This window comes from Laribacter hongkongensis DSM 14985, assembly GCF_000423285.1.
GTDB lineage: Bacteria > Pseudomonadota > Gammaproteobacteria > Burkholderiales > Aquaspirillaceae > Laribacter > Laribacter hongkongensis.
Window position 1 is genome coordinate 198,984 of sequence record NZ_AUHR01000007.1, and the last position, 24,788, is coordinate 223,771.

The following is a 24,788-nucleotide window of genomic DNA, read 5'->3' on the forward strand; positions in this document are numbered from 1 at the left end:
GTGTTACGGCTCTGCGGTCAGATACCCTTGTCGGTCGGGTTCTTGATCGCGGCCTTGAGCTCGGGGCTCATCGGCAGGTTGAGGTTGATGTTCTTCGGCGGGATCGGGCTCATGAACCACTTGGTATAGAGCTTGTCGAGTTCGCCCGACTTCATCATGCCGACGATCACGCGGTCGACCACGGCCTTGAGCTGCGGGTCGTCCTTGCGCATCATCACGCCGTACGGTTCGACCGACAGGGTTTCGCCAACGATGGAAAATTCCTTGGGATTCTTGGAGTTGGCGATCAGGCCGGCCAGCAGCACGTCATCCATCACGAAGGCCGAAGCCCGGCCGGTCGACACCATCAGGAACGAATCGGCGTGATCCTTGCCATACACGTTCTTGACGTTGAGGTTCTGGCCTTTTTCGTGCTGCTTGATGTAGCGGTCGGACGTGGTGCCGGTCGTGGTAACCACCGGCTTGCCGTCGAGGTCGGACAGCGACTTGATGCCGGAATCAGCCTTCACCAGCATGCGGATGCTGGTGATGTACGGAGTGACACTGAAGGCCACCTGCTTCTGGCGTTCCAGCGAGTTGGTGGTCGAACCGCACTCGATGTCGACCGTGCCGTTGGTCATCAGCGGAATGCGGGTCTGCGAGGTCACCGGCACCAGACGGGTCACGGCACCTTTGGCACCGGCTTCTTTCTTGACCTCGGCGGCGATGCGGTTGCAGATGTCCATCATGTAGCCAACCGGCTTCTGGTTGGCATCCAGATACGAGAACGGAATCGACGATTCACGGTGGCCGATGACGAACTCACCCTTTTCCTGCACTTTTTTCAGGGTGCCGGTCAGTTCGGCAGCGAGGGCCGGAGTTGCGACAACAGATGCTGCCAGGGCACTGACAAGCAAACGGGATGCAAAACGCATGATAGGAATCTCCACTGTTTTCTGGTCGGGTCAATTCAACGCCTGCCCATGGACAGACCCGGCAATCGGGACCCTCCCGATGCCGTACGCACAGGCTGCGGGCGTGCTGCCCACGGCCAAAACCGGATATCGGCGTCTTGTTCAGTGCATGGGCGCCAATACTTGCTTGAGGAACTGTTGCGCGCGCTCGTGCTGCGGATTGCGGAAGAATTCTTCCGGCACGGCCTCCTCGAGGATGGAACCCTGGTCGATGAAGATGACACGGTCAGCCACTTCGCGGGCAAATCCCATCTCGTGCGTGACCACCATCATGGTCATGCCGGATTCGGCCAGATCCTTCATCACCTTGAGGACTTCGCCGATCATTTCCGGATCGAGCGCGGAGGTCGGCTCGTCAAACAGCATCACCTTGGGCTGCATCGCCAGCCCGCGGGCAATCGCCACACGCTGCTGCTGACCACCGGAGAGCTGGCTCGGAAACGCATCGCGCTTGTGCGCCAGCCCCACGCGCTCCAGGAGTTCCTGGGCACGCCGGCAGGCATCGGCACGGCTCATCTTGCGTACCTGCATCGGCGCCAGCGTGATGTTGTCGAGCACCGACAGGTGCGGATACAGGTTGAAGTGCTGGAAAACAAACCCCACCTCGGCGCGCAGGGCATTGAGGTTGGTTTTGGGATCAACGACATTGTGGCCGTCTACCCACAGTTCGCCCGAGGTGATCGGTTCGAGCTGGTTGACGCAGCGGATCAGGGTGGATTTGCCGGAGCCCGACGGACCGCACACCACCACCACTTCGCCTTGCGACACCGTCAGGTTGATATCGCGCAGGACGTGAAAGTCCTTGTTGTACCACTTGTTGACGTCGACAAAGCGAATCACGGCAGTTCCCTTGTAGCGGGGCAGACATTCATGCCCCTCGAGTATTTAGAGTTTTCGGCCGAGTGTAAGACCCCGTTCTTCCCAATGCAATATGTCTCTAGCGTTAAAACAGGATAATCAACTACCAGAACCGCGTCATTGCCTGCCCTTTTCGCCATGCCGATTAGAAAGCAGCACAAACTCCCTCAGCGTCAGGGTTTCGGGGCGACGCTGAGGATCAATGCCGAGTGCAGCAAAATCGTCATCATCCAGCCAGCCGCGCAGATTGTTGCGCAGCGTCTTGCGCCGCTGGGCAAAAGCCTGCGCCACCAGCGCCGACAGGTTCTCCTCGTCATCAGCCGGCCAGGGCAGCTCCGCGTGCGGAATCATGCGCACCACGGCTGAATCCACCTTGGGCGGCGGATCAAACGATTCCGGCGGTACGTCGATCAGCCGCTCCATGGCAAACCGGTATTGCAGCATCACCGTCAGCCGGCCGTAATCGGCACAGCCCGGATCAGCCACCATGCGGTCCACCACTTCCTTTTGCAGCATGAAATGCATGTCGGTCACCCGGTCAGCATAGGTGGCCAGATGGAACAACAGGGGGGTGGAAATGTTATAGGGCAGGTTGCCGACCAGCTTCAGCGGCTGCTCGTGTGCCAGTGCGCCAAAATCAAACGCCAGCGCATCGCCCTCGTGGATGACCAGCCGCTCGGGCGGAAACTCGGCGGCCAGCCTGGCAATGATGTCACGGTCGATTTCCACCACATGCAACTGTGGCAGCGCCCGCAACAGGGGGCGGGTCAGGGCGCCCAGACCGGGACCGATCTCGACCACCACGTCGCCCGGCCGCGCATCGACGGCGGCCACGATGGAATGAATGATGAACGCATCCTGCAGGAAGTTCTGCCCGAAGCGTTTTTTCGGAATATGACGGGACATGCGAAATCTTTCAGCAAAAACTCGGCCTGCCCTCAGAAAAAGGGCAGGGCAATCACGACGTAGCGCAGCCACTTGCCCACCAGCAAGGCCGGCACCACCGGCCACCATGGCAGTCTGAGCCAGCCGGCGGCCACACAGAGCGCATCGCCGATCAACGGCACCCACGACAACAGCAGGGCCCAGCAGCCCCAGCGTTCCAGCCACACCAGCGCGCGCGACGACAGCTCCTTGCGCGGCAGCCGGCGTCCCAGCCAGACACTGGTGAGACCGCCCAGCGTATTGCCGAGCGTCGCCAGCCACACTGCCGGCCAGGCTTCGTCCGGATGCAGCGCCAGCAGGCCCAGCAACACCAGTTCCGAACCGCCGGGCAGCAAGGTGGCCGACAGGAAGGCCGACAGCGTCAGCCCGGCCAGTCCCCAGTCAGCCGGGATGTCGATCAAAACGAAAACCGCTCGCCGGCCTGACCGCTGATCAGCCCGGCCAGCCGCTCCATCAGCTCGGCCTGGTCGCGGGTATCACGCCAGACACCGTCCTGCTGGCGGAAATGGAATCCGCCGGCCCGGGCCGCCACCCAGACTTCCTGGCTGGCTTCGTGGCGGTTGACGATGATCTGGCTGCCATCGTCGAATTCAAGTGTCAGCACGTTGCCCGTCAGCAGGGCATCGCCCAGTCCGCTGTCGTCAAAGGCATCGCGCACGGTGTCCAGCACGGTCTGGCTGGCCAGCAGAAAATCACGGTCATTCATGGAGATGGGCACCGGCACAACACCGGCGGGCGATGCTGCGCGCATGGATAGGTTGTCAGGTAACATCCCGATTTTGCCACAAGGCTGGAATGAACCCATGTCCCGTCGCTTGCTTGCCCTGTTCCTGACCGCCCTCGTCGCCGGCTGCGGGTTCAAGGGTGACCTCTACCTGCCCCAGACACCGGCTCCGGCTGCCAAGACCACCCATCCCGCTCCCCAGGCACCGGCCCGGCCGGCTGCCACGCCCGACAACAGGACTGCCCCGTGAACGCTTTCCACTACCAGAACCGCGAACTCTGCGTCGAAGACATCCCGCTTGCCCGCATTGCCGAGCAATACGGCACCCCTTGCTACGTGTACGCCGAGTCGGCGCTGACCCAGGCCTACTCGGCCTACAGCAACGCCTTTGCCGGCATGCCGCACCTCGTGTGCTACGCCCTCAAGGCCAACTCCAACCTGAGCGTGATCCGCCATTTCGCCAGTCTGGGCGCCGGCTTTGACACCGTGTCGATCGGCGAGATCGAACGCGTGCTGGCAGCCGGCGGCGAAGCCGGCAAGATCGTCTTTTCCGGAGTCGGCAAAAGTGCCGCCGAAATGCGCCGGGCACTGGAAATCGGCATCCACTGCTTCAATGTCGAATCAGTCAACGAACTTGAGCGGCTTGACACTGTTGCCCGCGAACTGGGCAAGCGGGCGCCGGTCAGCCTGCGCATCAACCCCAACGTCGATGCCCGGACCCACCCCTACATCTCCACCGGCCTCAAGAACAACAAGTTCGGCATTGCCTACGACATCGCCCGCCAGAGCTACCGCCGCGCGGCCGAGCTGCCGAATCTCGACGTGATCGGCATCGACTGCCACATCGGCAGCCAGCTGACCGACTCCACTCCGTTGATCGACGCCCTCGACCGCCTGCTGGTGCTGGTCGATCAACTGAGTGAAGACGGCATCCGCCTGCGCCACGTCGACATCGGCGGCGGACTGGGCATCCGCTACGCCGACGAAACACCGCCGGACCTGCAGCAATACGCCGATGCCATCCGCGAGCGCCTTGCCGGACGCGATCTGGCCCTGCTGATGGAACCGGGCCGCTCGCTGGTCGGCAACGCCGGCGTGCTGCTGACCCGCGTCGAATACCTCAAGGAAGGCGACGGCAAGCATTTCGCCGTGGTCGACGCCGCCATGAACGACCTGATGCGCCCGTCCTACTACCAGGCATTCCACGATATCCGCCCGGTCACCCAGCATGATGCCGAACTGCTGCCCGCCCTCTACGACGTGGTCGGCCCGATCTGCGAATCGAGCGACTTCCTCGGCAAGGACCGCGCGCTGGCGCTGCGCGAGGGCGACCTGATCGCCGTCATGTCGTCCGGCGCCTACGGCTCGACCATGAGCTCCAACTACAACACCCGGCCACGCGCCGCCGAAGTGCTGGTCAACGGCCGGCACGTCCGGCTGGTACGCGCCCGCGAAACCTTCGAACAGCTGATCGCCAATGAAATCGACCTGCTTGACTGACGGCGTGACCGTGCGCCTGGCCGACCTGCAACAGCCGGCCGACGGCCGGACGGTGGCCGGCCTGATCGACGCCTATGCCCGGGACCCGATGGGCGGTGGCACCGGCCTCACCGCCGAAGTCCGCCAGGCGCTGCCCGGACAGCTGGCCCGTCATCCGACCGCCTTTGCCCTGCTGGCCGAGGCAGACGGCCAGCCCGTGGGCGTGGCGGTCTGCGTACTGGGCCTGTCGACCTTCAAGGCACAGCCGACCGTCAACCTGCACGATCTGGCCATCCTGCCGGCCGCCCGCGGCCGCGGCATCGGCCGGTTGCTGCTGGACGGCGTGGCCGCCGAAGCCCGCCGGCGCGGCGCCTGCAAGGTGACACTGGAAGTCCGGCCGGACAACCATGTGGCGCGCGCGTTGTACGACAGCGCCGGCTTTGACCTGTCGAGCCTGGGCGGCCAGGCGTACCTGATGATGGAAAAACCGCTCTGACAGCAGATGGCCAGCCATAAAAAACGGCACCGGGATTCCGGTGCCGTTTTGCTTGCGCCTGCTGGGCTCAGATGCGGGCAAAGGCCTGACGGGCAGCATCGACCGTGGCATCGATGTCGGCGTCGGTATGCGCAGCCGACACGAAACCGGCCTCGTAGGCACTCGGTGCCAGATAGACGCCGGCTTCCAGCATGGCGTGGAAGAAGGCATTGAAGCGCGCCCGGTCGGAGGCAGTGACTTCGGCATAGGAGGTCGGTACGTCAGCGGCAAAATAAAGGCCGAACATGCCGCCCACGCAGTCGCCGGAGAACGGGATACCGGCCTCCCTGGCCGCAGCCACCATGCCGTCGACGAGCCGGGCGGTCCGGGCCGCCAGCGCATCGTAAAAGCCCGGCTGCTGGATCAGCCGCAGCGTGGCCAGACCGGCTGCCACCGCCACCGGATTGCCCGACAGGGTACCGGCCTGGTAGACGCTGCCCAGCGGGGCAATGCAGTTCATGATGTCGGCCCGGCCGCCAAAGGCGCCGATCGGCATGCCGCCGCCGACCACCTTGCCCAGCGTGGTCAGGTCCGGCTGGATGCCGTGCAGCGACTGCGCACCGCCCAGTGCCACGCGGAAACCGGTCATCACTTCGTCGTAGATCAGCACGCTGCCGTGCTGCTGCGTCAGGGTGCGCAGGGCCTGCACGAAGGCGGCCGACGGACGGATCAGGTTCATGTTGCCGGCTACCGGCTCCAGAATGACGCAGGCGATGCGCTCGCCGATTTCGGCAAACGTGCGCTCCAGCTGCTCGACGTTGTTGTACTCCAGCACCAGCGTATGGCGGGTGAAGTCTTCCGGCACGCCGGCCGAGCTCGGGTTGCCGAACGTCAGCAGACCGGAGCCGGCCTTGACCAGCAGGCTGTCGGAATGGCCGTGGTAGCAGCCTTCAAACTTGATGATGGCATCGCGACCGGTAAAGCCGCGCGCCAGCCGGATGGCGCTCATGGTGGCTTCGGTGCCGGACGACACCAGGCGCACCCGCTCGATCGACGGCATCAGCTTGCAGATTTCTTCGGCAATCCCGATTTCCGCTTCGGTCGGCGTACCGAACGACAGGCCATGCACGGCCGCCTGCTGCACGGCCTCGACCACGGCCGGATGGGCATGACCGAGAATCATCGGACCCCACGAGCCGATGTAGTCGATCAGCCGGCGGTCGTCGGCATCCCACATGTAGGCGCCTTGCGCCCGCTTGATAAAGCGCGGCGAACCACCGACCGAGCCGAACGCGCGCACCGGCGAGTTCACGCCTCCGGGAATCACGTGCTTGGCACGTTCAAACAGCTGTTGATTGCGATCCATCTTCACACTCCTTCAAAAACCGCGGCCGGACCTGCCGGCCGGACACATCCTGTTGCGTTCTGCGGGTCCCGGCCGGATGGCCGGTCATACCGGCACCGGCTGCACGGGATCAGAACGGTTTGACGATCACCAGCAGGATCACCGCCAGCAAGACCAGTACCGGTGCCTCGTTGAATACCCGGAACCAGCGGTGCGAGCGCCGGTTGCGCCCGGCAGCAAAGTCGGCCAGCAGCTTCCGGCACCAGAAGTGGTATCCCACCAGCCCGGCCACCAGCAGCAGCTTGGCATGCAGCCAGCCACCGGAAATACCGAAGCCGAACCACAGCCACAGCCCCAGCAGCAGCGCCAGCCCGGCCAGCGGTGTCATGAAACAGTACAGCTTGCCGGACATCAGCAGCAGGCGCTCGCGCTCGGCCGGGGTTTCGCTCATGGCAAGGTTGACGTAAAGCCGCGGCAGATAGAACAGCCCGGCAAACCAGGCCACCACAAAAAAGAGATGCAATGATTTGACGACGAGATAACTCATGCAATCAGGAATCCGGTTGAACCCGGGATACCGTTTCACGTGAAACGGCCATCCGGAAAACGAGACAGACAAGGTGACCGATGATGCCTGAATGCGGCCGCTGCCGGCCACCTGCTCATGCACGCCTATTGATCTGGCATCAGGATGGCACCGACCATCCGCACAGGTTTTGCAGGCAAACCCGGCCGACGGGGTAGAATCGGAACATCATCCTTTCCCACCCTGCTCACCGTGACCGAAGCCGCCATTCCCGTCGTTCTCGCCCTCAACGCGCTGGATCCAGCCGGCATGACCGGCCTGCTGGCTGACACCCAGACCCTGGCGGTACACGGCTGCCATGTCACCGGCGTGGCTACGGCGTATCTGGAGGCCGACTCGGAACAGGTATTCGAAGCCGAAGCAGCCGATGCCGAACAGGTGGACGCCCGCATCCGCGCCATCCTGGAAGACATGCCGGTCGCCGCCATGAGCATCGCCGGACTGGCGCGTGCCGAAACCGTCAGCGTACTGGCCGAAATCCTGTCCGACTACCCGGACCTGCCTCTGGTACTGGCGCCCGTGCTGCTGGCGGAGGAAGAAGAGCACGAAGACGACCTGCTGGGTGCGCTGACCGACCTGCTGCTGCCGCGCAGCGACCTCCTCATCGTGTCGCCCTTCGTGGCCCGCCATCTGGTACAGGAGGAGGAAAGTGCTCCACTGGACCTCGAAGCCCGCCTGACCCGCTGGAGCAGCCAGCTGGCATCACTCGGTGCAGAAGACCTGCTGATCACCGGCGAACAGGCCGCCACCCGCGAAGTGATCCATCACCTGTATCACGCCGGCAAACTGGTCCGCCGTGACAGCTGGCCGCGTCCGCCCGAGCGCATCCGCGGCAGCGACGACCTGCTGGCCGCAGCACTGACGGCCCAGATCGCCCACGGCACGCCACTGGAAGAGGCGGTGTACCAGGCCGGCCACTACGCCCGCTACGCCCTCGCAGCCGCCTACCGGCCCGGCATGGGCGCCTGTACGCCGTGGCGCCTGCCGGCGCCGCCGGAAGGCGAATCCGCACCGGCAGATTAAGAGTCGCTAACAGAACCTGCTTTCTCTATGGACCGGGCATGCCTGATCAGGAACTTGCCAGTCCTCACCTGCGGTTTTGTTGGCTGCTCCAAGAGCCGCCAACATCGCCAACCTGCGTTGCCGTCAGTCCTGGGCCGACCAAGGCTGCAAGCCTGTCCGGCCCGAGCCTGTTTGCCGGTTGAAAAATCATGCCGGGCATGTCGTCTGCACATCGCAGACCGGCCAGACCGTCATTACGCAGCATGCTGGATTCGCTCACCGCAACACGGTTTTCCGGCCGTTTCAGCATCCTTGCCGGCCACCTTGTTCCACAGACAGAAGCACACTCCGTCCCCGCACACGCAACCCTGCTGACACCATTCACCATGAATCGTCGGCGAACTGCGTACATCACACGGCATCTTCGCCATGTAAAAACCACGGTCAAGCGGGATTCGGGAGCCGGAATCACCCTGTGCCAGCGGAGCAGACCTGCCATGCAAAAAGCCAGGATCGCAACCATGCCATCACCACCGGCAAGCCTTGCCCGCGCTCGCCAGCACACCGGACCACCCGACCCTCCGCCGTGCAGGTTTTCTCTGGACAGCATCCGTTACACACGATGACCGCCTGCACACGGAATCCGGTCCAGACCCATGCCAGACTGACCGGACTATGCGCCGCCCCGTTTTGCAGACCGATCCGGATCCAGACTGCACCAGCCGGCCGGCAGCAGATGACGCGCTGACCCGCCCCGGATTCAGGGCAACGCCGCCACCAGCCAGTCGGCAATCCGTTCGCTGGCGCCGCCAAACCCGGCAGCAAACGCCTGCCCGGCCTGTCCCATGCACCGGAGACGGGTTTCGTCATGCAGCAGCAAGGCCGCCTGCTGCCAGCAGTCTGCCGCATCGCTGACGGTCAGCAAGGCACCTTGCTCGCGTGCCGCCTGCACGATGGCGGAAAAATTGAAATCCGATGGTCCCATCAGCACCGGACAGCCGACGCTGGCCGGCTCAATCGGATTCTGCCCGCCCAGCGGCAACAGGCTGCCGCCAACGAATGCCAGCGTCGCCAGCCGGTAATAAGCAAACAGCTCGCCCATCGAATCGCCGAGCCAGACCCGTACCTCCGCCGCCACGGCCGTTGCCTGGCTGCGACGGGCATAAGGGATGCCACGCTGCTCCAGCAGGGCCGCCACTTCGTCAAAACGCTGCGGATGCCGGGGCACCAGTACGATGCGGGCAGGAAAATCCGCCGGCAGGGCATCCAGCAGCAGGGCTTCCTCGCCTTCGCGGGTACTGGCCAGCACCGTCACCGGCCCGTCGCCCAGCCAGCTCCGGAACTGCTGTGCCAGCGTCACGCTGTCGGCCGGCGGGCTGACATCAAACTTGGTATTGCCCAGCACGGCGACCTGACGGGCCCCGAGAGCCGTCAGGCGCCGGGCATCGTCTTCAGTCTGGGCGGCTATTCCGGCAAGCTCCGCCAGCGCCGGAGCAATCAGGGGCCGGATCCGGGCATAACCGCGCGCTGAACGCCCGGACAGCCGGGCATTGGCCAGAAACAGCGGTACGCCGGCCTCGTGGCAGGCCCGGATCAGGTTGGGCCACAGTTCGGTTTCCATCAGCACGCCAAAGCGCGGGCGCAGCTGCTCGACAAACCGGCGGGCATTGCCTTCGCTGTCATAGGGCAGGTAGCGCACGCAGGCATCCGGAAACAGCTGCCGGGCCGTCTCGCGCCCGGTCGGCGTCATCTGGGTGATCACCAGCGGCAACTGCGGAAACCGGGCCCGCAGGGCGGCGACCAGCGGCGCCGCAGCACGGGTTTCGCCCACCGAAACGGCATGCAGCCAGATGGCGTCCGGTGGCACGGCCAGCGGCGCTGTGGCAAAGCGCTCGTCCCAGTGTTCCAGATACGCAGGCTGCCGCCGTCCGCGCCGGCGCAGGTAAACCCGTGCCAGCGGCAACAACGCACGTACCAGCCAGCCGTAGGCGCGCCGCGCCAGCGTCATGCCATGCACTCCTGCAAGGCCTGCCAGACGGCATCCACGTCCGGACACTGGCCGATGCCGCCGAGATTGCGCGCCCGGGGCGTGGGAATCACGCCGGTCAGTTGCGGATCGGTATCGGTATAGATGGCCACCAGCGGTACCGGCAGCGCATTGGCCAGATGGGTCAGCCCGGTATCGACGCCGACGACCGCCACGGCATTGCCCAACAAGGCTGCGGCCTGCTTCAGCGTCAGGCGGGGTGCTACCCGGGCAAACGGGCGGCCGGCAGCAATCCGCTCGGCCCGGGCCCGTTCGGCCGGATTGCCCCACGGCAGCATGACCGGCCAGCCACGCTCTGCATGAAGCCGGTCGGCCAGCACCATCCAGTGTGTTTCCGGCCACAGCTTGCTGTCGCGCGAAGTCGCGGTCAGCAAGACCGCCTGGCCTGTGGGCAAATCCCCCGGCGCCGGTGCCGGCACACCGAAATCGCACTGGTCCAGGTCAGGCTGGTAACCAAATGCCTGGCCGAACAGCAGGCGGTTGCGGGTCACCGCCGACAGGGACCGGCTGACGGAATAGGTCTTGTCGTAAAACAGGCTGGCCAGCGGCTCGCGGATGCTGCTGCGGTCATAGCCGGCCAACGGTGTATCCGGTACCCAGCGGGCAAACAGCACGCTTTTCAACAGGCCCTGACTGTCCAGCACCAGATCGTAATGCGTCTGCCGCAACGTGTGGCGCAATGCTCCCAGTCCGCGCCAGGTTGCCGGAGACCACAACTGGCGGCGCCAGCGGCGCCACGCCAGCGGAATCACGTTATCCACAGCCGGATGCAAGGCAGCGATATCCACAAAGCTTTCCTCGGCCAGCCAGTCGATGGCCAGCGCAGGAAAACGACGTGACAGATCAGTCACGGCAGGCAGGGTGTGTACCAGATCACCCATGGACGAGGTACGGATCAGCAAAAGTCGGCTCATGGTCCGCATTGTATCGGGGCCATCCGTATTCGGCTTGTGGACAATCCGGACAACTGCACAGGAACGCCCTGTGAATAAAGTGTCATCCGGAGACACTTGCAGATTTATCCACAACTTGCTGTTGCATGAAAGTTATCCACACACACAGGATAACATCAATGCAATATACTGTTTTTATTAATCAATAGTGAGTTATCAACAGATTTTCAATTCTATATCCATATCTTCATATTACTTATAAACAGAAAAGAAATTCAGATGAGCACAAATGCCAAAATCCAGTTTTCCACTGGACAGAACAGTCTTCCAGAACGAACACTGTGGATAACCGTGCAAAACCGGCAAGCCTGATATTTATCCACAAGCTGTATACGGACAAACCGTGATGGACACCCAGTGTTACCAGCGAACTGACTCCCTGTTTACAAAAGGAAATCCGATGTTATCCACAGAAAACTGTTTAATCATCCATTTCTTTAATTTTTAACTATAAGAACAAGAACAGAGCAATCACATAGTCAGACAAACGCTCAACAAAACAGGAGCTCAAAAAAAGAATATAAAAACCGTTATAAAACAAAGATATATTTGTATACTACAAATTTGCCGCTTACTCTTCCAGATCCCAGTTCACCGGCAATCGTCCTTGTTCAGCCAACCAGTCATTGGCTTGCCGGAAATGTCCACAGCCCAGAAAACCGCGCCAGGCAGACAAGGGAGAAGGATGGGGAGCGCACAACACCAGATGCCGCCGGTCATCAACCAGATGTCGCTTGGCATGAGCATCCTTGCCCCACAGCAGGAAAACCCGTGCACCGGGAGCCGACGATACGGCCTGGACCAACTGGTCGGTCAGGTTCTGCCATCCCAGTGAACGATGACTGGCTGCCTGGTCTGCCGCTACTGTCAGGACGGTATTCAGGAGCAATACGCCCTGACGTGACCAGGCAGACAGGTCACCATGCGCAGGTAGCGAAATGTCCAGTGAATCCTCGAGTTCCCGGTAGATGTTGCGCAGGGACGGCGGGATGCGGATACCGCGCCGTACGGCAAAGGCCAGCCCGCAGGCTTCTCCGGCTCCGTGGTAAGGATCCTGCCCAAGGATGACGACTTTCACGTCAGCCGGTCCGGTGTCGTACAGCGCACGCAGGATGTCCGGGTTGGGGGGATAGACTGTTTCGCCGCTTTCCAGCCTGGCAGAAAGCCGGTGGTCCAGATGTGCCAGCAAGGCTGTGGACAAGTGGGGTTGCCAGTCTGGATGTACGAGATTCAGGGTCGGGGCCAGGCAGGAAAGCGACATGTTTCGGCAGGGGATTGTTTGTGGATAAGTCCGCATTGTCCGGGCAAGTCCCTGCTTCGTCTAGGGAAAAACAAAAAGCCTTCCCGACGGGAAGGCTTTGCTGGTGTGGATAACCTGAATGTTCAATAACGGGGCAGGTCAGGATCGATTTCGGCCGACCAGGCATCCAGTCCGCCCTGAAGGCTTGCAACATCGCCGAATCCGGCTTCTTCGAGCCACAGGGCCGCGTAATGACTGCGCACACCGTGATGGCAGATCACAACAATCGGCTGGTCATCAGGCAGCTCGGCCTGCCGGATTGGCAACTCGGCCATCGGCAAGGTCACACAGCCCGGCAGACAGGCCAAGGCGGTCTCCCAGGGCTCGCGGATATCCACCAGGCAGGGTGCCGGCCGGCCGGCATCTGCCAGCCAGTCGGCCAGTTCACGTATGCTGACAGTACGCATCAAAACACGAAACGGCTGGGTACCTTGACCTGTGCCAGCGGTTCCACCACGGTTTCAAACAACACTTCTTCGCGGAAGTTGTCGCCTTCGCCCCGGGTGACCAGGACTGCTTGCATGGCCGGTGCTTCGCCGACGACAGCGACCAGCCGTCCACCGGGGGCCAGCTGGGTTTTCAGCTGTTCCGGCATTTCCGGCACCGATCCGCCCAGTACGATGACGTTGAAAGGTGCGTGCTTGCTGTCGCCGTCAATGCCGTTGCCGACCGACAACGTGACATTCCGGACACCGTTACGGGCCAGGCTGGCGGCGGCGATTTCGCTGGCCTGTGCCGACAGGTCGACCGAATACACATGACGGGCCATGTTGGCCAGCAGGGCGGTCAGATAGCCGCTGCCGGTACCGATTTCAAGGGCGGCATCGTCCGGCTGGACATCCAGCGCCTGCAACAGCCGGGCTTCTACCCGTGGAGCCAGCATGTGTCCGCCGGTGGGCAGCGGCAGCTCCAGGTCGGCAAAGGCCAGCAGGCGGCTGTCAGCGGGAACGAACTCTTCGCGCTTGGCTGCAAACAGGCAGTCCAGCACACGGGGGTCCAGGACATCCCAGGGGCGGATCTGCTGTTCGATCATGTTGAAACGGGCGTTTTCGAAATCCATGTTCGGCTCCGGCTAGGCAAAGAATGAGGGCTTTCCCGGTCATGCTGATCGGGAAAAAGGGCTGGTGGCGATTATTCCACAGCACTGCATCTACGCCCATCCCATGCTTGATGCCGGATTCTCCGGCTGGCTGCTGCTGAAAAACGGATGGTTGCGTCGTATTCATTCATAAAAGCGACCGTCAAGCCGTGGGTACCTCACCCTGCTACTTGTGTCAGGAGGACAGATACGTATAATTGCGCGATTTTTTTCGAAATGGACGAGAATGGTTCTCAACGAGACTGTTTTGACCAGAAATAACGATGCTTTACGCACCGCGACTCGTCTGTTTTTTCTTTTTCGAAATATCAGGATTCAGTAACGAATCGATGCCCCATTCCCGTGGGGCTTTTTTTTCGCCTGCTGATTTCGCTGACCCGTGTGTTTTGGCTGTAAGGAGGATGGTAATGAAAAACTCACTGTATCAACGGCACATCATTTCGATATCCGATCTGAATCGGGAAGAGCTGGAAATGGTGGTGAAAGTGGCTGGGGACCTCAAGCGTACGCCCCGGCATGAACTGCTCAAGAACAAGGTGGTCGCCAGCTGCTTCTTCGAAGCATCCACCCGCACCCGCCTGTCGTTCGAAACCGCCGTGCAACGGCTGGGCGGCACGGTGATCGGCTTTTCTGACGGTGGCAACACGTCGCTGGCCAAGAAGGGTGAAACCCTGGCGGACTCGGTGCAGATCATTACCAGCTATGTTGACGCCTACGTGATGCGTCACCCGCAGGAAGGGGCTGCCCGTCTGGCATCGATGTTCAGCAACGGCAAGCCGGTGATCAACGGTGGTGACGGTTCCAACCAGCACCCGACCCAGACCCTGCTCGACCTGTTCTCCATTTACGAGACCCAGGGCCGGCTGGACGGCCTGAAGGTGGCGTTTGTCGGCGACCTCAAGTACGGCCGTACCGTGCATTCGCTGGCACAGGCCCTGAGCCTGTTCGGCTGCCGCTTCTACTTCATCGCTCCGGAAGCGCTGGCCATGCCGGAATACATCTGCGAAGAACTGGACGACAAGGGTATCGAATACAGCCTGCACACCAGCATCGAGGAAGTGGTCGGTGAACTCGACATCCTCTACATGACCCGTGTGCAGAAAGAACGCTTTGACGAAACCGAGTTCAAGCACATGAAGTCGAAGTTCGTGCTGAACGTCGACACGCTCAAGGGCGCACAGGACAACCTGCGCATCCTGCACCCGCTGCCACGCGTCGATGAAATTGCCATCGAAGTGGACCACACGCCGTATGCCTACTACTTCCAGCAGGCTGAAAACGGTGTATACGCCCGCGAAGCGCTGCTGGCGCTGGTGCTGAATGAAACGATCTGAACTGGCAGGAGATGACGCAATGGACAACAAGGAAAAGATCGATTACACGCTGAAGGTGGAAGCGCTGAAGGACGGCACGGCCATCGACCACATTCCGGCCAGTGTCGGGACCAAGGTGCTGCGCATGTTCGGCCTGATGGAGTCGGGCGAGCGGCTGTACGTGGGCCTGAACCTGCCGAGCCGCCGTCTGGGCAAGAAAGACCTGATCAAGGTCGAAAACATCCTGCTGACGGCCGAGCAGGCCAACCAGCTGGCGCTGTTTGCCCCGAATGCCACGGTCAATGTGATCCGCAATTTCGAGGTGGTGGAAAAACACAAGCTGGAGCTGCCCAACCAGATCGAGGGCGTGTTTTCCTGCCCCAACTCGAACTGCATCTCGCACAACGAACCGGTCCGTTCCCGCTTCAGCGTGCGTCGTGCCAAGGATGGCAGTGTGCGCATGAAGTGCCACTACTGCGAAAAGTCGTTCAGCCAGGACATCGTGGCCGAACTGCAATAACCGGTCAGGCAGTCGTCACAACGGCCATCCCGTTTTCCGGGGTGGCCGTTTTTGTTTCACGTGGAACGCATGGGCGTACCGTTACATGTTGGTGCGGATCCAGCTGCGCCAGACCGGAAAATGGCGTGGTGCCAGCGTGGCAATCACCGTGCGCTGCCACAGGCCGCCTTGCCAGAAATCATCCTGCTCGATGCAGCAGCAACAGCCGCCGGCCTCTTCCAGGATCAGCGCTCCAGCTGCGTAGTCCCACAGCCGCTGTCCGCCATGCAGGTAAAGGTCGTAGCGACCGGCTGCGACATGGCACCAGTCGAGGGTGGATGAGCCGAGGTTGCGCAGGCTGCCAAAGGGAGAAGTCGACAACAGGCGGCTGGACAGCCGGCCACTGCGCAGGTACTTGATGTCGACTGCGGCGATGGTTTCGGTCAGCGTTGCTGGCGAGCCGGTCAGCGGCAGTGCCACTCCGTTCAGGTATGCACCATGTCCGCGCTGGGCATAGAACATTTCATCTGCCACCGGGTTGTAGATCACTCCCAGCTCGGTGCGCCCCTCGCGCATCCAGGCGACCGAGATGGCAAAGTACGGCAGTCCATGGACAAAGTTGGTGGTGCCGTCGATAGGGTCCACCACCCAGATGCCGTCATGCCAGGCCTGATCCCACAAGGCCTGTTGCTCTACCGGGGTCATTTCCTCGCCGAGTACCGGACAGGGCAGGATGGCCGGCAAGGACAGGCTCAGTGCCGCCTGGCTGGCGAGATCGGCTTCGGTAAACGGTGTGCCATCCTGCTTGCGGGAAACCCCGACGCGCAAAAAGCGCGGCATGACCTCGGTCTGGGCAATCTGCCGCACGAGCCGGATGACCTGATCCACCACCTGCATGATTGTTGTTTCTCCTCTGCCGTTGGCCCGCGGGTGCACACGGGATGGCGATGACTGGCAAAATACCGATTTTGCCGCCGCCATGTCAAAAGCACATGGCATGGCAAGGTCCGTGCTGTCGAGATGCCTCATGCCCCGTTTTCTTGTTGATTCCCTGCCACTGGCCACTGGCGAACTCAGCCTGCCTGATGATGTCGTGCGTCACCTGCAAGTCCTGCGTTTGCGCACAGATGATCCCCTGATCCTGTTTGATGGCAAAGGAGGGGAGTGGAGAGCCCGTCTTGTCGAACTGGGACGTCGCTCGGCGCGGGTGCATGTCGAGGCATTCCAGGCGGTCGAGCGGGAATCCCCCTTGTTGCTGTCGCTGGCACAGGGCGTCTCGACCGGTGACCGGATGGAGTTCACCCTGCAAAAAGGCGTGGAGCTTGGCATTGCGGTATTCCAGCCGCTGGTGACCGAACGGGCCATGCTCAAGCTGGCCGGTGAACGGGCCGAGCGCAAGCATGAGCGCTGGAACGACATTGTGCGTGCTGCCTGCGAGCAATGCGGCCGTAACCGCATTCCGGAGATTCGTCCGCTGATGACCCTGGCGGCCTTTCTGGCCCAGCCCCGGGCTGATGCTGCGCGCTTCATCCTCTCGCCGGCAGGAGAGCGGCGGCTGGCGGACTATCCCGCTCCGCAGGCGGCCTGGTTACTGGCCGGCCCCGAAGGCGGGCTGAGTTCCCAGGAAGAAGCCGCTGCCATGGCGGCGGGGTGGGAGCCCTTGCGGCTGGGGCCTCGAGTGTTGCGGACGGAAACCGCTGCACTGGCGGCAGCGGCAGCCATGCAGACCTTGTGGGGCGATTTCGCCTGAGGTTTCTGGTGTGACAGAAGGGATGTGTACGGTGCCCATGAGAGGACTGTCGTCCGCTTTCCCGTCCGGGTGGTACGAAAACGGAACTGTCCGGGTCATGCTTGATGTTGTCCGGAGTCCGGCCAGCAATCCGGAAAGATACTGCTTGTGCCGGAAACTGCTGTTCGCGCATGCCTCCTTCCGGAGGCTGGTGTCTCTTGTAGGCTGGCTAAAACGGTCTCTGCTCAGCGCGAGCAGCATGAAAACACGGTCGGCCTGACCGTACGGGGCAGGCCGACCGGTGTCGGGGATCAGTTTGCTTGGCGTGAACGCCGGTAAACCAGCCGCTGTTCGTAGCACACTTCGTCATGCGCCAGCTGGCTGGCAGAACGGCCTACGACCGGACGCACAAAATCGTACCGCTCGCCGTCCACATTCAGCCAGGCTGGAATCGGTGCGCTATCAAACTGACCGAGCGTTTCCCCGGACGGGGTCATGACCCGGTTATCCACAGGTGGCGGCATCAGCGATTCGTTCGGCTGGTTCGTGGAAGCATCCGGAGAGTATTCCCAGTCGGATGAGCGGCTGGGCACACCAGCAACCGGTGGCATGGGCGTGCGCAGCAGCCACCAGCGCAGCATCCAGTACGGCAACATCACCTTGTGCACCTGCTTGTCGTCGGTAATGACACAGGTCACGGCAAATTCGGCCTGGCATTGCGGGCAGCGGGCCTTGGCGGCAATCACGATGCGGTTCTGGATGGTCGAGGCCACTCCCTGCATGTCGGTGGCAGTCACCAGCGCATTGCAGCGGACGCAGTGCTTGGCAAAGCGGCTGATGGTCTGACCGTTGTTGAAACGCAGCGGCAGGAAACTGGAAAGGCGGTCGGATTTGGGCATGGCTACGGTCGGTTACGGGCTACTGGCGCCTTGTATCTTAACAAAGCCGGCCGCATCCGGTCGCAATTGCTCCAGACAGGCTGTGCATTCCACCTGTGGATATCCTGTGCATGTTTTTTCGTGCCTGTGCCTGCCGGTATCCGTCGCAGTCCATCCCGGCTCCCGGGATACCGCTTCGTGTGTGGATGAGTCCCGAACATGACCGGCGATGCTGCCGGCTGATGGTTATCCACAGCCGGAGCTCTTGCCGGCACAAACCGGCGCAATACGGGCTGGCACAAGTTGTTCCTGCCTTGGCAAACCGGGTTTCGTAACTGGTTGAGGGATGTCCGATGGTTTTTCCTGTCTGACGGTGAAATGCGGGCCGGCATTTTTTCGTCTGTCCGGATGGGCCGGATATTGGTGGATTCCAGCAGACTGGCAAGCAGGAGAAAAAGCAGATTCCCCGGCGTATATCGGGCGTGCTTGTCCTGGTTGTTAAGTAAATCATGTTTTACATAAAGAATTTAATGAAAAAAACACGGGCCACCTTGTGGGTGGCCCGCTGCGGGATGGGTAGTCGTCCGGTCAGAGGATATAACGCGCCAGGTCTTCGCGCTGGGCGATGCCCTCCAGCTTGGTATCAACATAGGCGGCATCAATGGTGATGCTGCCGGTACGGGCATCGAACGAGACTTCTTCCAGCAGTTTTTCGATCACCGTATGCAGGCGCCGGGCTCCGATGTTTTCGGTTTTTTCGTTGACCTGGAAAGCGATCTCGGCCATGCGGCGGATGCCGTCGTCGGTAAAGTCGAGCTGGGTACCCTCGGTGGCCAACAGGGCCTGGTATTGCCGGGTCAGGCAGGCATCGGTATTGGTGAGGATCTGCACGAAATCATCCACCGCCAGCGCTGCCAGTTCCACCCGGATCGGGAAGCGCCCTTGCAGTTCCGGCAGCAGGTCGGATGGCTTGGCCAGATGGAAGGCGCCGGAAGCGATGAACAGGATGTGATCGGTATGGATCATGCCGTACTTGGTACTGACGGCCGTACCCTCCACCAGCGGCAGCAGGTCGCGCTGCACGCCGGCCCGCGATACGTCGGCACCGCTCATACCCTCGCCGCGCGCCGTCACCTTGTCGATTTCGTCAAGGAATACGATGCCGTTCTGCTCGACGTTCTGGATGGCGGCGAGCTTGATTTCTTCTTCGTTGACCAGCTTGGCGGCTTCCTCGTCGGTCACGACCCTGAGTGCTTCGCGGATTTTCATCTTCTGCGTTTTCTTGCGCCCGCCACCCATGTTGGAAAACAGGCCCTGCAACTGCTCGGTCAGGTCGTTCATGCCCGGCATGTTGGGCGCAAACATCTGCACCTGCGGAGCCTGGGCGGCAATCTCGATGTCGATTTCCTTGTCGTCGAGCCGGCCCTCGCGCAGCATCTTGCGGAATTTCTGCCGGGTATCGGCGTCATGCCGCTCTGCGGCCGGGACGTTTTCACCGCTGAAGCCCGGCTGGCGCGGAGGAGGCAGCAGGGCGTCGAGGATGCGGTCCTCGGCGGCATCCTCGGCGCGGACCCGGTTGTCGCGAATGGCCTGTTCCCGTGCATGTTTGACGGCAATGTCTGCCAGATCGCGGATGATGGTTTCCACATCGCGTCCGACGTAGCCTACTTCGGTGAACTTGGTCGCTTCGATCTTGATGAAGGGTGCATTGGCCAGCTTGGCCAGCCGGCGGGCGATTTCGGTTTTGCCGACCCCGGTCGGGCCGATCATCAGGATGTTCTTGGGCGTGATCTCGTTCTTGAGCGGTTCGGCCACCATCTGGCGCCGCCAGCGGTTGCGCAGGGCGATGGCAACGGCCTTTTTGGCCGCTGCCTGACCGATGATGTGTTTGTCGAGTTCGGAAACGATTTCCTGCGGAGTCATCTGGGCAGACATGAATTCAGTCCTTGCGGGCCAAGCCGCGGCTGTGGCCGGGAAAGTGGCACGGTCAAAACGGTGTATCGAAAACGTCAGAGCGTTTCGATGACATGGTTGTGATTGGTGTAAATGCAGATATCACCGGCGATCTCCAGCGATTTCTTGACGATGTCAGCCGGCGGCAGCTCGGTGTTCTCAAGCAGTGCCCGGGCGGCGGACTGGGCGTAGGCACCCCCGGAGCCGATGGCGGCAATACCCTGTTCCGGTTCCAGCACGTCGCCGTTGCCGGTAATGACCAGCGTGCGCTCGAGGTCGGCGACGATCAGCATCGCCTCCAGCCGGCGCAGCGCCCGGTCCGAACGCCAGTCCTTGGCCAGCTCGATGGCCGAGATGGTCAGGTTGCCTTGGTATTTTTGCAGCTTGGCTTCAAAGCGCTCGATCAGGGTAAAGGCATCGGCCGTGCCACCGGCAAAGCCGGCCAGCACGGTGTCGTTGAACAGGCGGCGCACCTTGCGGGCCGTGGCCTTGATGACGATGTTGCCGAGCGTGACCTGTCCGTCGCCGCCCAGTGCGACCTGATTGCCCCGGCGAACCGAAACGATGGTGGTGCCGTCGAATTGCTGCATGGAATGTTCCTGAAACACGGGAGACGCTGCCGGGGCAGCATCACGCCATATAAGGTAAGGGACCGCGCATGGCGGGCTGGATGGAATCGATATGAAGCCGTGGCGGCCGGATTGCAAGAGCCGGGGCCGGAAGGGCGGCACGAGCGGCGTATAATCGCGGCCATTGCACCGTTTATTGAGGATGGCACCCATGAAACGCTTCCTTTTCATCATCAATGCCAGCCCGTATGGCGAAGAGCGCTTCCTGTCGGCTGTGCGGCTGGCGCTGATGCTGACCGATCCTGAGCAGGAGCCGGTGGCCCTGCAGGTTTTCCTGATGTCGGATGCCGTGGTGGCCGGTCTGGCCGGGCAGGAAACCGGCGGTACGGCCCAGAATCTGGGCGTCATGCTGGCCGAGCTGGTCGAGGCCGGGGCGGAAGTGCGGCTGTGCCGGACCTGCCTTGCCTCCCGTGGCCTGCTGGACGCGCAGTTTGTTGCCGGTGCCGAAATCGGCAATCTGGGACAGCTGGCTGCCTGGACGCGGGCTGCCGATCAGGTTCTGACCTTCTGAGAGAGTTATGCGTCCGATCAAAGCCAGCTCTTCCCTGCCAGGTGACCCTTTCCTGCCCAACCGTTTCATCTTTGGTGATGCCGTCGATGAAAACGGGCTGGAAGAATTCGAGTACATGGTGCACACCGAGCACCCGGCATTCATTTGCCGCATCCTGCCGCAAGACCTTGATTTCCGCGGCTCCGGTGGCGAGGGCTTCCGCTCGGCCATGCTGTTCGACGAAGCGGAAAACGTCAGCTACTACGCCTGCAATGACGGGCTGACGCTGACGGATTTCAACTTTTTCACCGATGCCGAGCCGACAGCCGGCGAGCTGAAAAAGATCTGCGACCAGGGCATTGCCACCTACTGGAAAATCGACGAAGCCTACAAGAAGCGTGAGGCTGAGCCGTTGCACCGGCTGCGGGTGTTGCAGCGTGAGGCCGGTGTGGCCGACCGGGCCGGGCAACTGGCGTGTGAACTGGCCGAGGCGGCGCGCAGTGCGGTCGACAATCCGGTACAGGAACTCAAGCTGGCTTCCGAGGTGCAGTCTGCCCTCAACGGCAACGAGCCGCGCATCCTGACCGAGGCGCAACTGTCGCTGCGCGATGCACCGGAAGCCCGGAAACTGTTGCTGGAGCGCGCCCGGACACTGATTTCGCTGCCCGATGTAGTGCGGCCGGACGGCTCGTTCAAGCCTTATGAGCTGTGGGCAATCCCGCTCATGTATACGGTGGGGCATGCCGGCGACAACTGGTATCTGCCAGGACTGGCTGATGTGGAGCAGGTGCTGCGCGAGCAGTTCCGGCTGGCGCCCAAGGTGGCCCTGCAGGTTTCGCCGGTACTGTTCACCCATGAATGGCTGCGCGATTCCGGTTGCCAGACGCTGGTGCACGTTGCCGCAGCGCTGGATGCTGGCGAGGCGGTGGCGCCGGAAGAACCGGAGTCGATGCTGCGCCGCTACGAGGAGGACCGGCAGCGCTTTTTGCCCCGGCTGACGCTGAACTGGATCGTGTTTGCCGTCGAGCGCGGCGCGTTGCAGAAGGCGCAGGTCAACGACGAACTCCTGCTCGATGCCCTGATGCCGGTGGTGGAGTCTGCCATGGGCAGCGCCATTGACTATGGTGAAGCCACCCTGTTTGCCCCGCAGCCCTTGTGGCAGGCCCTATCCTCGGGGGTAGAGGAATACAATGCCAAGCGCCTGATGTTTGCCGCCGCGCTGGTGGAAAAGAACATCGGGCTGGCCGAAATCGACGCCCGGGTGGAATACCGGCCGGAAGCACTGGCCTGGTGGCTGACCTTTCACCGGCGCAGCGACGGTGAAATGCTGACCGGGTTTGCCTGGCTGGTGACGCCGGATCTGGCTCCGGACCGGGAGGCTGCGCTGGACGAGCTACGGGCCGTGCTGGAGCGGCTGGGGCTCTTGCTGGAGCCGCCGCGCGACGGCCGGCATTAGGATTGGATTCAGGACTTGAACTTCGCGGATCACCCTGGCGCTGGTGCCGGGGTGTACGCTTTTTCCGGCATGGCCCGCAGGGGCGACAGGAATTCTTGGCATGTTGACGTTTGACGTACTGATTGTGGGGAGTGGGCTCGCCGGCATGACGCTGGCGCTGCACCTGGCGGAACACAAGCGGGTGGCGCTGGTCACCAAAAAGGATTTGCTGGAGGCGAGCTCCTGCTACGCGCAGGGCGGCATTGCGGCAGTACTGGATACCGGCGACAGCGTGGAAGCGCATATCCACGACACGCTGGTGGCGGGGGCCGGCCTGTGCAACGAGCTGTCGACCCGGTTCATCGTCGAGCATTCGCGCGAGGCGATCGACTGGCTGATTGCGCTGGGTGTGCCGTTTACCCGCGGGGATGACATGGACCAGGAAAACCAGTACCGCGGTTTTCACCTGACCCGTGAAGGCGGACACAGTCATCGCCGCATCATCCATGCGGCCGATGCCACCGGTGAGGCGGTGATTCATACCCTCGGGCAGAAGATCCGGGCTCATCCGAACATCACCGTGCTGGAGCATCACATCGCCATCGACCTGATCACCAGTGACAAGCTGGGGCAGGACGACAAGCGCTGCCTTGGTGCCTACGTGCTGGAAACCGCCAAAGGGCGGGTGCATACGGTGACGGCCCGCCATACGATCCTGGCAGCTGGCGGTGCCGGCAAGGCCTACCTCTATACCACCAACCCGGACACGGCCACCGGCGACGGTACGGCCATGGGCTGGCGGGCGGGCTGCCGGGTGGCCAACATGGAATTCATCCAGTTCCATCCGACCTGCCTGTACCACCCGCATGCCAAGTCGTTCCTGATTTCCGAGGCGGTACGCGGCGAGGGCGGCATCCTGCGCCTGCCGGACGGTACCCGTTTCATGCCGCAGCACGACGAGCGGGCCGAGCTGGCACCGCGTGACGTGGTAGCCCGGGCGATCGACTTCGAGATGAAGCGGCACGGGCTGGATTGTGTCTATCTGGACATTTCGTACAAGCCGGAAAGCTTCATCAAGAGCCATTTCCCCAAGATCTACAGTACTTGCCTTGAACTGGGCATCGACATCTGCAAGGAGCCGATTCCGGTCGTGCCGGCCGCGCATTACACCTGTGGCGGCATCGTGACCGATCTTCAGGGACGTACGGATGTCACCAATCTGTACGCGGTGGGCGAGTCGGCCTGCACCGGATTGCACGGTGCCAACCGGCTGGCATCCAACTCGTTGCTGGAATGCATGGTGATCGGCCGGGCGGCTGCCAACGACATTCTGGCTGCACCCTTGCAGACCATGCTGGCAGTGCCGGACTGGGATGACAGTCAGGTGGCCGATCCGGATGAGGAAGTGGTGATCTCGCACAACTGGGACGAACTGCGGCGGGCGATGTGGGACTACGTCGGCATTGTGCGGACCAACAAGCGGCTGGAGCGGGCCTTGCATCGCATCCGTCTGCTGCGTGGCGAGATCAATGACTACTACAGTCACTTTCAGGTCTCCAATGACCTGATCGAACTGCGCAATCTGGTCGAAACGGCCGAGCTGATCGTCCGGTCAGCGCTGCTGAGGCATGAAAGCCGGGGATTGCACTACAGTCGTGACTATCCGGGGCAACTGGATCAGGCGCTGGACACGGTGCTGGAGCCGGGAGAGCAGGCGGCATTTGCGCGTTGATCCGGGGTGGGCGGAGTTTTTTGCCGATAATTTCGTTTTGAAACAGCTGGATGCCGGATTGGTGCAGGTTTTTGTGGGGTTGGGTGTTGACGAGTTGTGGAGAGGTGGGTATAGTTCGCCACCTCGCTGCACGACGCAGCGCCGGCTGGTCCGGAAAGCTCTTTAACAAACGAACAACCGATAAGTGTGAGCGCTTGTGGAAACCCACAGGCTCGCACTTCAAATAGACGCAAGGAAAAACATTTTCTTGTCGTTTCTTTGAGCAAGCCAAGTACTTAGCTGAGATTGAACGAAAGAGTTTGATCCTGGCTCAGATTGAACGCTGGCGGCATGCTTTACACATGCAAGTCGAACGGTAACAGGG

Annotated in this window: 26 protein-coding genes and 1 rRNA gene; 11 read left to right on the forward strand and 16 right to left on the reverse strand. The window is 61.9% G+C overall.

Features of this window, described 5'->3' with window-relative positions:
- Nucleotides 1-17: 17 nt before the first annotated feature.
- The 5 genes from G542_RS0109210 to cyaY form a co-directional block, all read right to left on the reverse strand.
- A complete protein-coding gene (locus G542_RS0109210) occupies nt 18-914 on the reverse strand; it encodes a transporter substrate-binding domain-containing protein (protein ID WP_012695518.1) in 897 nt (298 codons plus the stop codon).
- Nucleotides 915-1,055: 141 nt separating this feature from the next.
- Nucleotides 1,056-1,793, reverse strand: coding sequence for an amino acid ABC transporter ATP-binding protein (locus G542_RS0109215; protein WP_012695517.1), 738 nt, complete (start codon nt 1,791-1,793; stop codon nt 1,056-1,058).
- Between the two features lie 135 nt (nt 1,794-1,928).
- Entirely contained in the window at nt 1,929-2,717 is a 789-nt protein-coding gene (gene rsmA / locus G542_RS0109220; RefSeq protein WP_012695516.1) for a 16S rRNA (adenine(1518)-N(6)/adenine(1519)-N(6))-dimethyltransferase RsmA, read from the reverse strand.
- Nucleotides 2,718-2,749: 32 nt separating this feature from the next.
- Nucleotides 2,750-3,157, reverse strand: a complete 408-nt coding sequence (locus G542_RS0109225) for a YqaA family protein (RefSeq protein WP_027823950.1) — start codon at nt 3,155-3,157, stop codon at nt 2,750-2,752.
- Entirely contained in the window at nt 3,154-3,462 is a 309-nt protein-coding gene (gene cyaY / locus G542_RS0109230; RefSeq protein WP_027823951.1) for an iron donor protein CyaY, read from the reverse strand. Before cyaY ends, G542_RS0109225 begins: the two co-directional genes overlap by 4 nt.
- 97 nt (nt 3,463-3,559) lie before the next feature.
- Between cyaY and lptM the strand changes: the two genes are divergently transcribed.
- From lptM to G542_RS0109245, 3 genes are read left to right on the forward strand one after another with little or no spacing between them, the layout of a single operon-like run.
- Nucleotides 3,560-3,730: an LPS translocon maturation chaperone LptM gene (gene lptM / locus G542_RS18510; RefSeq protein WP_012695513.1), complete on the forward strand. Its 171-nt coding sequence runs from the start codon at nt 3,560-3,562 to the stop codon at nt 3,728-3,730.
- A complete protein-coding gene (gene lysA / locus G542_RS0109240) occupies nt 3,727-4,980 on the forward strand; it encodes a diaminopimelate decarboxylase (RefSeq protein ID WP_012695512.1) in 1,254 nt (417 codons plus the stop codon). Before lptM ends, lysA begins: the two co-directional genes overlap by 4 nt.
- Nucleotides 4,958-5,455, forward strand: a complete 498-nt coding sequence (locus G542_RS0109245) for a GNAT family N-acetyltransferase (RefSeq protein ID WP_012695511.1) — start codon at nt 4,958-4,960, stop codon at nt 5,453-5,455. The genes lysA and G542_RS0109245 overlap by 23 nt, the downstream gene beginning before the upstream one ends.
- Before the next feature lie 67 nt (nt 5,456-5,522).
- On the opposite strand, the gene hemL is transcribed toward G542_RS0109245, so the two are convergent.
- Nucleotides 5,523-6,800, reverse strand: coding sequence for a glutamate-1-semialdehyde 2,1-aminomutase (gene hemL / locus G542_RS0109250; protein ID WP_027823952.1), 1,278 nt, complete (start codon nt 6,798-6,800; stop codon nt 5,523-5,525).
- A gap of 109 nt (nt 6,801-6,909) precedes the next feature.
- Entirely contained in the window at nt 6,910-7,326 is a 417-nt protein-coding gene (locus G542_RS0109255; RefSeq protein WP_027823953.1) for a CopD family protein, read from the reverse strand.
- Between the two features lie 231 nt (nt 7,327-7,557).
- Here G542_RS0109255 and G542_RS16445 point away from each other — a divergent pair, with 231 nt between their 5' ends.
- Complete coding sequence (locus G542_RS16445) at nt 7,558-8,388, forward strand: bifunctional hydroxymethylpyrimidine kinase/phosphomethylpyrimidine kinase (RefSeq protein ID WP_034985403.1); 831 nt, start codon at nt 7,558-7,560, stop codon at nt 8,386-8,388.
- 739 nt (nt 8,389-9,127) lie between these two features.
- Here the strand turns inward: G542_RS16445 and waaA are convergent.
- The 5 genes from waaA to G542_RS0109285 all read right to left on the reverse strand — a co-directional run bounded on the left by waaA (nt 9,128) and on the right by G542_RS0109285 (nt 13,727).
- Nucleotides 9,128-10,375 carry a lipid IV(A) 3-deoxy-D-manno-octulosonic acid transferase gene (gene waaA, locus G542_RS0109265; protein WP_012695506.1) on the reverse strand — a complete coding sequence of 416 codons (1,248 nt, stop codon included), beginning with the start codon at nt 10,373-10,375 and terminating at the stop codon, nt 9,128-9,130.
- Complete coding sequence (waaC, locus tag G542_RS0109270) at nt 10,372-11,328, reverse strand: lipopolysaccharide heptosyltransferase I (protein ID WP_012695505.1); 957 nt, start codon at nt 11,326-11,328, stop codon at nt 10,372-10,374. Before waaC ends, waaA begins: the two co-directional genes overlap by 4 nt.
- 610 nt (nt 11,329-11,938) lie before the next feature.
- Complete coding sequence (gene ung, locus G542_RS0109275) at nt 11,939-12,628, reverse strand: uracil-DNA glycosylase (protein WP_027823955.1); 690 nt, start codon at nt 12,626-12,628, stop codon at nt 11,939-11,941.
- 122 nt (nt 12,629-12,750) lie between these two features.
- The gene (locus tag G542_RS0109280) at nt 12,751-13,074 is read right to left on the reverse strand and encodes a rhodanese-like domain-containing protein (RefSeq protein ID WP_027823956.1); all 324 of its coding nucleotides are present in this window, start codon (nt 13,072-13,074) and stop codon (nt 12,751-12,753) included.
- Nucleotides 13,074-13,727 (reverse strand): protein-L-isoaspartate O-methyltransferase family protein, encoded by a 654-nt coding sequence (locus G542_RS0109285; protein WP_027823957.1) that lies wholly within the window; start codon nt 13,725-13,727, stop codon nt 13,074-13,076. The genes G542_RS0109280 and G542_RS0109285 overlap by 1 nt, the downstream gene beginning before the upstream one ends.
- A gap of 446 nt (nt 13,728-14,173) precedes the next feature.
- Here G542_RS0109285 and pyrB point away from each other — a divergent pair, with 446 nt between their 5' ends.
- Nucleotides 14,174-15,100 (forward strand): aspartate carbamoyltransferase, encoded by a 927-nt coding sequence (pyrB, locus tag G542_RS0109290; RefSeq protein WP_012695501.1) that lies wholly within the window; start codon nt 14,174-14,176, stop codon nt 15,098-15,100.
- Between the two features lie 19 nt (nt 15,101-15,119).
- Nucleotides 15,120-15,599 carry an aspartate carbamoyltransferase regulatory subunit gene (gene pyrI / locus G542_RS0109295; RefSeq protein WP_012695500.1) on the forward strand — a complete coding sequence of 160 codons (480 nt, stop codon included), beginning with the start codon at nt 15,120-15,122 and terminating at the stop codon, nt 15,597-15,599.
- A gap of 81 nt (nt 15,600-15,680) precedes the next feature.
- On the opposite strand, the gene G542_RS0109300 is transcribed toward pyrI, so the two are convergent.
- Nucleotides 15,681-16,475, reverse strand: coding sequence for an inositol monophosphatase family protein (locus G542_RS0109300; RefSeq protein ID WP_034985459.1), 795 nt, complete (start codon nt 16,473-16,475; stop codon nt 15,681-15,683).
- A gap of 130 nt (nt 16,476-16,605) precedes the next feature.
- Between G542_RS0109300 and G542_RS0109305 the strand changes: the two genes are divergently transcribed.
- The gene (locus G542_RS0109305; RefSeq protein WP_012695498.1) at nt 16,606-17,328 is read left to right on the forward strand and encodes a 16S rRNA (uracil(1498)-N(3))-methyltransferase; all 723 of its coding nucleotides are present in this window, start codon (nt 16,606-16,608) and stop codon (nt 17,326-17,328) included.
- Between the two features lie 290 nt (nt 17,329-17,618).
- Here G542_RS0109305 and G542_RS0109310 read toward each other — a convergent pair whose 3' ends face one another.
- From G542_RS0109310 to hslV, 3 genes are all read right to left on the reverse strand, one after another.
- On the reverse strand, nt 17,619-18,206 hold the full coding sequence (locus tag G542_RS0109310) for a hypothetical protein (protein WP_012695497.1): 588 nt from the start codon (nt 18,204-18,206) through the stop codon (nt 17,619-17,621).
- A 567-nt stretch (nt 18,207-18,773) separates the two neighbouring features.
- Complete coding sequence (gene hslU / locus G542_RS0109315) at nt 18,774-20,120, reverse strand: ATP-dependent protease ATPase subunit HslU (RefSeq protein ID WP_012695496.1); 1,347 nt, start codon at nt 20,118-20,120, stop codon at nt 18,774-18,776.
- A 74-nt stretch (nt 20,121-20,194) separates the two neighbouring features.
- Nucleotides 20,195-20,728, reverse strand: coding sequence for an ATP-dependent protease subunit HslV (gene hslV, locus G542_RS0109320; RefSeq protein WP_027823959.1), 534 nt, complete (start codon nt 20,726-20,728; stop codon nt 20,195-20,197).
- Nucleotides 20,729-20,918: 190 nt separating this feature from the next.
- Between hslV and G542_RS0109325 the strand changes: the two genes are divergently transcribed.
- From G542_RS0109325 to G542_RS0109340, 4 genes are all read left to right on the forward strand, one after another.
- Nucleotides 20,919-21,278, forward strand: a complete 360-nt coding sequence (locus G542_RS0109325) for a DsrE/DsrF/TusD sulfur relay family protein (protein ID WP_012695494.1) — start codon at nt 20,919-20,921, stop codon at nt 21,276-21,278.
- A gap of 7 nt (nt 21,279-21,285) precedes the next feature.
- A complete protein-coding gene (locus tag G542_RS0109330; RefSeq protein ID WP_027823960.1) occupies nt 21,286-22,713 on the forward strand; it encodes a hypothetical protein in 1,428 nt (475 codons plus the stop codon).
- A gap of 100 nt (nt 22,714-22,813) precedes the next feature.
- Nucleotides 22,814-24,424: an L-aspartate oxidase gene (nadB, locus tag G542_RS0109335; RefSeq protein ID WP_012695492.1), complete on the forward strand. Its 1,611-nt coding sequence runs from the start codon at nt 22,814-22,816 to the stop codon at nt 24,422-24,424.
- A gap of 287 nt (nt 24,425-24,711) precedes the next feature.
- Nucleotides 24,712-24,788 (forward strand): 16S ribosomal RNA (locus tag G542_RS0109340); the annotation flags it as partial.